The organism is Ruegeria sp. BHSB058, from assembly GCF_059613285.1.
The window spans coordinates 1-10169 of record NZ_JBXWSF010000109.1 but is presented as its reverse complement, the minus strand read 5'-3'; the positions used below and the strand labels follow the sequence as shown (position 1 = coordinate 10169).

The window sequence follows — 10169 nt, the reverse complement described above, 5'->3', positions numbered from 1 at the left end:
ATTGCCGTTTGATCGCACGCATCATTCGGGCCGAAGTCGGTGCGGTGTTTCAATCCTGAATGAACAAACACAGGCAGCGTCCGACACATTTTGAAGCGGCGTTCTGGAGACGGGGCGCCGTTTTTTTAGTTTCCGGTCGACGTGGGGTCGCGGGGAAACACAATCGTTGACCGAAAAGAGATTCGCTGTTATCTCATTATTGAACAAGTGTTCAATAATTGCGAGAGGAGAGCGCAGATGTTCACCGCGACCATGCAATTCGATCTGGGCGAAGATGTGAACGCCCTGCGTGATATGGTGCATCGCTGGGCCCAGGAACGGGTCAAGCCGATGGCCGCAGATATCGACAAGACCAATGAATTTCCCAACGATCTTTGGAAGGAGATGGGTGAGCTTGGCCTGCTGGGCATCACCGTGCCCGAGGAGTACGGCGGTTCGGGAATGTCGTATCTGGCTCACACAGTCGCCGTTGAAGAGATCGCGCGGGCCTCGGCCTCGGTATCCCTGTCGTACGGCGCTCACTCGAATTTGTGCGTGAACCAAATCAAGCTGAACGGTACCGAGGAGCAGAAACGCAAGTACCTGCCGCGCTTGGTCTCGGGAGAACATGTGGGCGCTCTGGCGATGTCCGAACCTTCGGCAGGGTCTGACGTGGTGTCGATGAAGTTGCGTGCCGAAAAGCGGAACGATCATTATCGCCTGAACGGCAACAAGTATTGGATCACCAACGGTCCGGATGCGGATACCTTGGTCGTCTATGCCAAGACCGATCCCGAGGCGGGATCGAAAGGGATTACTGCCTTTCTGATCGAGAAGGAGATGAAGGGGTTCTCGACCTCTAACCATTTCGACAAACTTGGAATGCGTGGCTCGAATACCGCTGAACTGATCTTTGAGGACGCCGAAGTGCCGTTCGAAAACGTGCTGGGCGAGGAGGGTAAGGGAGTTGCCGTCCTGATGTCTGGTCTCGACTATGAACGGGTTGTGCTGGCGGGTATCGGGCTGGGTATCATGGCGGCCTGCCTAGATGAGGTCATGCCGTATCTGGCCGAGCGCAAGCAGTTCGGCAAACCTATTGGCACGTTCCAGCTGATGCAGGGCAAGATTGCGGATATGTACACGGCGATGAATTCGTCGCGTGCCTATGTTTATGAGGTGGCCAAGGCCTGCGACCGCGGTGACGTGACCCGGCAGGATGCGGCGGCCTGCTGTCTCTATGCTTCTGAACAGGGAATGGTTCAGGCGCATCAGGCCGTACAGGCGATGGGTGGGGCCGGGTTCCTTTCGGATGCAGCCGTCAGCCGTATTTTCCGCGACGCCAAATTGATGGAGATCGGCGCAGGTACCAGCGAAATTCGCCGGATGCTGATCGGGCGCGAGTTGATGAATACTATGCTCTGAAAACGGATCGCCCCGCCACGGTTGAGGTGACGGGGCATTGCGGTGCAAGGATCAGAAACGATGAACGTAGGTGAGTCCAATCAGCCACGGATCGACTTCGGCAGTGCTGATACCGGCGCCGTCCAAGGTTACGTCAGTGTCGATATCGAACCAACGCACGTTCAGGCGGACAGCACCGGTGTCGCTGATCTGATAGTCAAGGCCAGCCTGCAGAGAAACGCCAAAGGAATCGTCGGCCTTGAGGTCGCCCAACGGCGATTGTTCATCAAAGAACACGGTATAGTTCAGGCCTGCGCCGACATAGGGCTTCCAGGCGCTGTTGGTCGGGAAGTGGTAGTTCAGCGACAGGGTTGGCGGCAGGTGCTTGACGCTGCCCGCGTCCACGCTTCCACCGAGGGTAACATCGTGCTCGAAGGGGGTGGCTGCCAGCAACTCGATCCCCAGGTTGTCGCGGATGAAATACTCGACAGTAAAGATCGGGCGCGTGTCATCATCGATCGACGCACTGAAGCCAGCAAGCGATCCGTTGTCGGATTTGGGGTCCAGGTAGCCGAAACCGACACCCACTGTCCAGTCGCCACGCGATTGGGCGAAAACGGGAGCGGCGAGGGCGGTCAGTGCCGTGGTCAATGCCAGTACGGCGGCTGTGCGTTTCATGGTGACTCCTTTAGAAACCGTTTGATTTCGCGCGTTAATGCCGTTTTCCGCATGTGTTCTGCGAAGTTCTCTGATTTGAATCAAATTCATCTGTGGTGGAGGCGTTTGCGAGGCAACCGTGAAGTGTTTGCGTTGGCTACGCCCCTTGCAAACAAGGGTATGAACAAGCATCGGCCGGAGGTCGTTTCGTGATGCGCATACCGGGTATGCATCTAGGAGGTGGATGGGATATTCCACCTCGTCTCAACATGGCGCGGCAATGTCTGCAAGGCGCCGATGATCAGACCGCGATCATCGACCTGACCGGCTCAGAACGGGTCGAAATCTCTTTTGCCGACCTGCGCCAGATGGTCGAACGCCTGTCCCGCCGCCTTCTGCACGAGGTTGCGCCGGGTGACCGGGTCGGCGTGCTGCTCAGTCAGTCCCCATGGTGTGCGGCGGCCCATCTCGCGATCTGGAAGATTGGCGCGATCTCGGTACCACTGTTCAAACTGTTCAAAAGGGATGCGCTGTGCACCCGCGTGGGGGATGCCGGGGCGAGGATCGTGCTGACCGACGCCGAAGGGGCAGCGTTGCTCGGCGATCTGGCCACCCCGTTTATGGTCGATGAAACCGGCGAGGATGGCGGGCCAGTGCCCTTTGCCGATACCGGCCCCGAGGATCCGGCGGTGCTGATCTATACCTCGGGCACCACCGGCAGCCCCAAGGGCGCGCTGCATGGCCATCGGGTTCTGACCGGGCATTTGCCAGGTGTCTCGATCAGCCACAATCATCTGCGCTACGGCGACTGCCTGTGGACCCCCGCCGATTGGGCGTGGATCGGGGGGCTCTTCGATGTGCTGATGCCGGGTCTTGCGCTGGGCATTCCCGTCGTTGCCGCGCGGCTTGAGAAATTCACCCCCGATGCCTGCGCTGACATCATCGCGCGCGGCGGAGTGCGGAACGTCTTTTTCCCTCCAACGGCGCTGCGAATGCTCAAGGCGGCGGATCAGGCAATCCTCGGTCTGCGCTCGGTCGCGTCCGGGGGTGAACCGCTGGGGGCCGAAATGCTGGCATGGGGGCAGAAGGCATTTGGTCTGACGATCAACGAATTTTACGGCCAGACTGAATGCAACATGGTCGTATCATCCTGCGCCGAAGATTTCCCTGTGCGCCCGGGCTGTATCGGTAAACCGGTGCCGGGGCATGAGATTGCAGTTGTCGATGAGGACGGCAACCCGACCGGCGAAGAGGGCGACGTGGCCATCCGGCGCGGCTCGGCCTCGATGCTGCTGGAATACTGGAACCGGCCCGACGCGACCGCTGAGAAGTTCCGCGGGGATTGGCTGATCACCGGTGATCGTGGCGTGTGGGAGGGCGACTATCTGCGCTTCGTGGGTCGCGATGATGATGTGATCACCTCAGCCGGATATCGCATCGGCCCAGCCGAGATCGAGGATTGCCTGCTGACCCACCCGGCAGTGGCGACGGTGGGGGTGGTCGGCAAACCCGACCACCTGCGGACTGAGATCGTAAAGGCCTACGTGGTATTGAAGCCTGGGATCGAGGCCTCATGCCAGGAGTTGCAGGATTGGGTGAAGGACCGTCTGGCGCAGTATTCCTATCCGCGCGAGGTGGCGTTTTTGGACGAGTTGCCGATGACGGTGACGGGGAAGGTCATTCGGAAGGAATTGAAGGCGCGGGCGGCGGGGGAGGGAAGCATATGAGGTCCAACCATAAACCCTCAGGTGAAACGCTCCTTGCTATGATCGACTCAGTTGACGTAAATTTTTATCGCACCTTTGATCCATTTTATTTTTGGACAATGGCGGACTGTGTACATGCTGCTAAACCATCAGCACTGCGATTGGTTGATCAGGAGAGTGGCCAAGTCCTGGAAGATCACCCCCTGCTAGAACGTTTACAAAGATCTAGAGAAAACTACGAGAGTTACGCATCCTACACTTTGCGAGCTCTGCGATATTTTTCATCGGAAACTCTCTTGCTTCTGCTGTTTGCTCAACCAATGAAAAACCCTTTTGCAAGGGTAGCTTCAGTAATGCGTGGTGACACTCTGCTAAAACCGGTTCGCGAAATTTCGAACGGACGAGTGCCAGTTGGATATGAGGCTAAGGTCGGGGATCGTTGTTTGTCCTTTGACGAATGGGTTTCGTACAGAGCTTTCGGCAATCATTCCCATCTCAAGGAAACCGAAACATTGGATTTGGTTTGCTTGGTTCAAGAAGAAGCGGAGCTGCTTTCTGAGCGAGGCGCCATTAACGCGTACAAGCATGGTAAGCCGACCTCTTTTGGTGACGGAGTTCGGTTGGAGCTAAAGAACGATGATGAACAGTATTTGCCTGTAAATGAGGTTTTGTCAGGAATTAACTGGGTGGATTGGTTTGAAAGAAGATCTCAGGGACTATCAATTGCTTTTTGCACTGAAGTTTTGGACCCGCACGGCGACAAAGAAAGACTTTTTGCTTCCGCTCTTTTTATGGACGCAGTTTGTCGAATTCGAAGAGAAAATTGTGCAGGTGATGGGTGTGAGGCAGTAGAAGTTCCCAGAGGCTTCAAGACCGGGCACAAGGTTCAACGACAAAAGTTCAAGTTTGAAATCAAGGCTGATGGAGGCGCAAAATGAAACTCACATCCAAGGCGATGCCCTCCTCGGACGGCTTCAAGCGAAACCGCGAGGCGCATCTGGCGGCTCTTGCGCAGATCAGCGAGGCGGCGGAGGCCGCGCGCATGGGCGGCGGCGAGAAATCCCGTGCCCGCCATGAAAGCCGCGGCAAGATGTTGCCGCGCAGGCGGGTGGCGAACCTGCTTGATCCGGGGTCTCCGTTCCTGGAAATCGGAGCTACGGCGGCGCATGGGATGTATGATGGCGCGGCCCCGAGTGCTGGTGTTGTTGCAGGTATTGGCCGCGTGCACGGGCAAGAGGTCATGGTAGTCTGCAACGACGCCACCGTGAAGGGCGGCACCTACTATCCGATGACGGTCAAGAAACACCTGCGGGCGCAGGAGATTGCCGAGGAAAACCATCTGCCCTGCATCTATCTGGTCGACAGTGGCGGCGCGAACCTGCCCAATCAGGATGAGGTGTTCCCGGACCGCGACCACTTTGGCCGTATCTTCTACAATCAGGCCCGGATGAGCGCGAAGGGTATCCCTCAGATCGCCGTGGTGATGGGGTCATGTACGGCTGGCGGCGCTTATGTGCCAGCGATGTCGGACGTGACGATCATCGTCAAGGAACAGGGCACCATCTTTCTTGCGGGGCCACCGCTGGTGAAAGCGGCGACGGGTGAGGTGGTGAGCGCCGAAGACCTCGGTGGCGGAGACGTGCATACGCGCCTTTCGGGCGTGGCCGATTACCTGGCAGAGGATGACGCACATGCTCTGGCTTTGGCGCGACGCGCGGTGCAATCACTGAACCGTCGCAAGCCGCTGACGGTGGATTGGGCCAGCCCCGAAGAGCCTGCCTTTGACCCCGAGGAAATCCTTGGCGTGGTTCCCGCGGACCTGAAGACGCCATATGACATCCGCGAGGTAATTGCGCGGTTGGTCGACGGCTCACGTTTCGACGAGTTCAAGCCGCGCTTTGGCGAGACCATCGTGTGTGGATTTGCCCATCTCAAGGGCTGCCCAATCGGAATTATCGCCAACAACGGCGTGATCTTCAGCGAGGCGGCGCAAAAGGCCGCGCATTTCGTGGAACTCTGCAGCCAGCGCAAGATCCCGCTGGTCTTCCTGCAGAACATTACCGGCTTCATGGTGGGTCGCAAATACGAAAACGAGGGCATTGCCCGTCACGGAGCCAAAATGGTGACGGCTGTGGCGACGACGAACGTGCCCAAGATCACCATGCTTGTCGGCGGTTCCTTCGGGGCGGGCAACTATGGCATGGCGGGCCGGGCCTATCAGCCGCGGTTCCTGTGGACATGGCCCAGTTCCCGAATATCGGTGATGGGTGGCGAACAGGCGGCGGGCGTTCTGGCGACCGTCAAGCGGGATGGCATTGAACGTTCGGGGGGCACCTGGTCGGCCGAGGAAGAGGCCGAGTTCAAGCGCCCGACGCTGGAGATGTTCGAAGAACAATCGCACCCGCTCTATGCTTCGGCCCGTCTGTGGGATGACGGCATCATCGACCCGCGCAAAAGCCGCGATGTGTTGGCCTTGTCGCTGAGCGCCGCGCTGAACGCCCCGATTGAAGAGACACGTTTCGGCGTGTTCAGGATGTGAGGGCTAGGATGCCAAGGGCGAGTTTCATTGCTTTCTTGGTGATTTGTTGGAACCACGGCGTGCTCGCGGCTCAGTGGTGGCCGGCACTGGGTTGGAATTGCGATGAGAAGGCTCGGCACTTCGCTGCATATACAATTTATTTTGACGCTAACAATCAGATGCCTGCCACAAGAGATGGTTTCTATGTTCCGATGGCAAAGGGTTGGGATAGTCCGAAAGAAGAAGTCCCGGTGCTAACGTGCGAACTTGGAAAGGCACAGAAAATTGAAATAATACGTGTCAGCCTAAAAGTGCCTTCTCCCAGAGGGGTGTGCGGAGCCGGGGCTTACTCCGATTACAGCTTGCGATACAACGGTATTGAACGCGCGCAGTTCGCGATTGGTTGCTCCGCAAGCACTTTTGTTAGCATCAGCGAAAACTACGGGCAGATCTGTAACACGGCGCAGTCCAACGACCCATGTCGACCTCTAAAAGAGGGCACGATTCCAATACTGAATGCCTTTGGGCATTTCAGCGAGAGGCCACAGTAATGTTCAATAAAATCCTAATTGCCAACCGGGGCGAGATTGCCTGTCGGGTGATGGAAACCGCTCAGAAAATGGGTGTGTCCTGCGTTGCGGTGTATTCCGATGCCGATGCCGGCGCCAAACATGTGGCGATGGCGGACGAGGCGGTGCATATCGGCGGCCCGGCGCCCGCCGACAGTTACCTCAAGGGCGACGTGATCATCGCTGCCGCTTTAGAAACCGGTGCGCAGGCGATCCATCCCGGTTATGGGTTCCTGTCCGAGAACCCCGGATTCGTGGATGCGGTCGAGGCGGCGGGGCTGACCTTTATCGGTCCCTCGGCCAGCGCGATCCGTGCGATGGGCCTCAAGGATGCCGCCAAGGCGCTGATGCACGAGGCGGGCGTGCCCGTGGTACCCGGCTATCACGGCGACAACCAGGATCCCGAACATCTGGCGGGCGCCGCCGATACCATCGGCTATCCGGTGCTGATCAAGGCGGTCGCGGGCGGCGGCGGCAAGGGGATGCGCCTGGTCGAGCGCCCGCAGGATTTCGCAGCGGCGCTCGACAGCGCGCGGGGTGAGGCCAAGACCGCCTTTGGCAATGACGCCGTGTTAGTCGAGAAATTCGTCGCCAAGCCCCGCCATATCGAAGTGCAGGTGTTTGGCGACGGTACCCATGCGGTGCATCTGTTCGAACGTGACTGCTCGCTGCAGCGGCGACACCAGAAGGTGATCGAAGAGGCCCCGGCACCCGGAATGACCTCCGAAATGCGTGAAGCGATGGGGCAGGCAGGCGTGCGTGCCGCCGAGGCGATAGGATACAAGGGGGCCGGAACCGTCGAGTTCATCGTCGATGCCTCGGACGGTCTGCGGCCTGACCGGTTCTGGTTCATGGAGATGAACACCCGTCTGCAGGTAGAGCACCCGGTGACCGAAGCCATTACCGGCGTCGATCTGGTGGAATGGCAATTGCGCGTGGCCGCCGGAGAGAACCTGCCGAAACGACAGGACGAACTGATCATTACCGGCCATGCTTTCGAGGCAAGGCTCTATGCCGAAGATGTGCCAAAGGGCTTTCTTCCCGCAACGGGAACATTGACCCACTTGCGTTTCCCCGACGAATGCCGCGCCGACAGTGGCGTGCGGGCGGGTGACACGATCAGCCCCTGGTACGATCCGATGATTTCGAAGGTTATCGTTCACGGTCCGACCCGAGAAGTGGCTTTGGCAAAGTTGGACCGGGCGTTGAGCGGCACGCAGGTGGGCGGGACCGTAACCAATCTGGCGTTTCTCGGAGCTCTGACCCGGCATACGGGGTTTGCAGCGGGTGATGTCGATACTGGCCTGATCGGTCGCGATCTGGAGGCGTTAGTTCAAGAGCCTATTGCCGAACCTCGGCACAAGGTGGCGGCGGCGATGACTGCATTGGGGTTGGTTGAAACTGAGGCGCATACTGGTTTTTCGATTTGGGCACCTTTGCACCGCGCAGTCGAGATATCCTGGCAGAACGAGCCGCGCGCGTTGGATGTACAGGTTCTGGGGCCGGTTCGGCAGCTATGGCAGGTCGGGGAAGATCAGGTGCTGGCAGAGCGTCGCAATGGGCGCTGGCAAATTGGAGGGCGTGCGATGCCCGACACCTCGACCGCGGGAAAAGTTGTCACCGTGTTTGACTGCTACGGTTTGGCTTTCGAAATAATTGATCCGCTGGATCGGGATGCGTCTGTCAGCGGCGATACCAATGTTATAGAAGCTCCCATGCCGGGGCTGGTAAAGGCCGTGTTTGCCAAGGCCGGTCAAGCTGTGAATGAAGGGGATCGTCTGGCCATTCTGGAGGCGATGAAGATGGAGCATTCGCTTTTGGCCGCCCGGGATGGAGTGGTCGCTGAAGTGCTTGCCAGCGCAGGCGATCAGGTGGAAGCTGGTGCGGCGCTTGTCCGGCTCAAGGACGATGCCGACTGAGTTCCCGCGCCTGTTTGGCAGTTGGACTGGGAATTTGTGACCAGAAAGAAGCAGGAGGCTCGCCCATGGCGGAGCGTGTGGAAATATTCGAAGTCGGTCCGAGGGATGGGCTTCAGAACGAGAAGCGTGAAATTCCGGTAACAGATAAGGTAGCGCTGGTTGATTGCCTGAGCCAGGCCGGGTTCAACCGCATTGAAGTTGCAAGCTTCGTGTCGCCCAAATGGGTGCCGCAGATGGCGGGTTCGGCCGAGGTTCTCGCGGGCATCACAAGGCGGAACGGCATTCGGTATGCCGCGCTGACACCAAATATGCGGGGCTATGAAGATGCTCTGGCGGCGGGAGCCGACGAAGTCGCCGTGTTCGCGTCGGCGTCGGAAGGGTTCTCCAGGGCCAATATCAACGCTACGATCGAGGAAAGCATCGAGCGGTTCGTACCCATTCTGGATGCTGCACGCCACATTGACATGCCGGTGCGCGGTTATGTGTCTTGTGTGACCGATTGCCCTTATGACGGGCCGACGGCGCCGGAGAAGGTCGCCGAAGTGGCTGATATACTGTTTTCGCGAGGCTGCTACGAGATTTCACTGGGCGATACGATTGGCCGGGCCACTCCGGACAAAATCGCCAGGATGCTGCTGGCCGTGCGGGAAAGGGTACCGGTTACGCGCCTTGCCGGACACTATCATGACACCGCAGGTCGGGCGATCGACAATATTGATGCGTCCTTGTCTTTAGGCGTAAGGGTTTTTGATGCCGCCGTCGGAGGGTTGGGCGGCTGTCCCTATGCGCCCGGCGCCGCCGGGAACGTGGCGACCGAAGCGGTTGACGCGCACCTTAAACGGCTGGGATACGAAACGGGTCTGGATGCCTCGGTATTGGAGCGGGCTGCAGGCATAGCTCGCGCGATGAGAGCAGGGTGAGGAAACAGCATGTTTGAAACGATCTCGCTGGAAACAGATGCGCGTGGTGTTGCGACGCTGACACTGGATCGGGCAGAAAAGCATAACGCGATGTCTGCGAAGATGCTGGCCGAGTTGACGGCTGCCGCAAGGCAATTGGCGGCGGACGAGGCTGTTCGGGTCGTGATCCTGACCGGGGCCGGCAAGACATTCTGCGCCGGTGGCGATCTGGGCTGGATGCAGGACCAGATGGCGGCTGATCCAAAGTCCCGCTTTGTCGAGGCGCGGAAGCTGGCCGAGATGCTGCAGGCGATAAATACATTGCCCAAGCCGGTGATCGGAGCCTTGCAGGGAAACGCCTTTGGTGGCGGCGTGGGAATGGCTGCGGTTTGTGATATCGCGATTGGTGTTGATATTCTGAAAATGGGCCTGACCGAGACGCGTTTGGGGCTGATCCCGGCAACCATCGGTCCCTATGTTATCGCCCGAATGGGAGAGGCGAGGGCGAGACGGGTGTTCAT

8 protein-coding genes are annotated in these 10169 nt (G+C 58.7%); 7 read left to right on the top strand and 1 reads right to left on the bottom strand.

The window, feature by feature from the left end:
- Positions 1 to 237 precede the first annotated feature (237 nt).
- Entirely contained in the window at positions 238 to 1401 is a 1164-nt protein-coding gene (locus tag AC2FNB_RS19140; RefSeq protein WP_496748430.1) for an isovaleryl-CoA dehydrogenase, read from the top strand.
- 51 nt (positions 1402 to 1452) lie between these two features.
- On the opposite strand, the gene AC2FNB_RS19135 is transcribed toward AC2FNB_RS19140, so the two are convergent.
- A complete protein-coding gene (locus tag AC2FNB_RS19135) occupies positions 1453 to 2058 on the bottom strand; it encodes an OmpW/AlkL family protein (RefSeq protein WP_496748429.1) in 606 nt (201 codons plus the stop codon).
- A gap of 191 nt (positions 2059 to 2249) precedes the next feature.
- Between AC2FNB_RS19135 and AC2FNB_RS19130 the strand changes: the two genes are divergently transcribed.
- The 6 genes from AC2FNB_RS19130 to AC2FNB_RS19105 form a co-directional block, all read left to right on the top strand.
- A complete protein-coding gene (locus AC2FNB_RS19130; RefSeq protein ID WP_496748431.1) occupies positions 2250 to 3764 on the top strand; it encodes an AMP-binding protein in 1515 nt (504 codons plus the stop codon).
- Complete coding sequence (locus tag AC2FNB_RS19125; RefSeq protein WP_496748428.1) at positions 3761 to 4681, top strand: hypothetical protein; 921 nt, start codon at positions 3761 to 3763, stop codon at positions 4679 to 4681. Before AC2FNB_RS19130 ends, AC2FNB_RS19125 begins: the two co-directional genes overlap by 4 nt.
- Positions 4678 to 6282 (top strand): carboxyl transferase domain-containing protein, encoded by a 1605-nt coding sequence (locus AC2FNB_RS19120; RefSeq protein ID WP_496748427.1) that lies wholly within the window; start codon positions 4678 to 4680, stop codon positions 6280 to 6282. The genes AC2FNB_RS19125 and AC2FNB_RS19120 overlap by 4 nt, the downstream gene beginning before the upstream one ends.
- A 529-nt stretch (positions 6283 to 6811) precedes the next feature.
- Positions 6812 to 8749 carry an acetyl/propionyl/methylcrotonyl-CoA carboxylase subunit alpha gene (locus AC2FNB_RS19115; RefSeq protein WP_496748426.1) on the top strand — a complete coding sequence of 646 codons (1938 nt, stop codon included), beginning with the start codon at positions 6812 to 6814 and terminating at the stop codon, positions 8747 to 8749.
- A gap of 65 nt (positions 8750 to 8814) precedes the next feature.
- Positions 8815 to 9669, top strand: coding sequence for a hydroxymethylglutaryl-CoA lyase (locus AC2FNB_RS19110; protein ID WP_496748425.1), 855 nt, complete (start codon positions 8815 to 8817; stop codon positions 9667 to 9669).
- A 9-nt stretch (positions 9670 to 9678) separates the two neighbouring features.
- A partial coding sequence (locus tag AC2FNB_RS19105) for an enoyl-CoA hydratase-related protein (RefSeq protein WP_496748424.1) occupies positions 9679 to 10169 on the top strand: 491 nt, incomplete at its 3' end.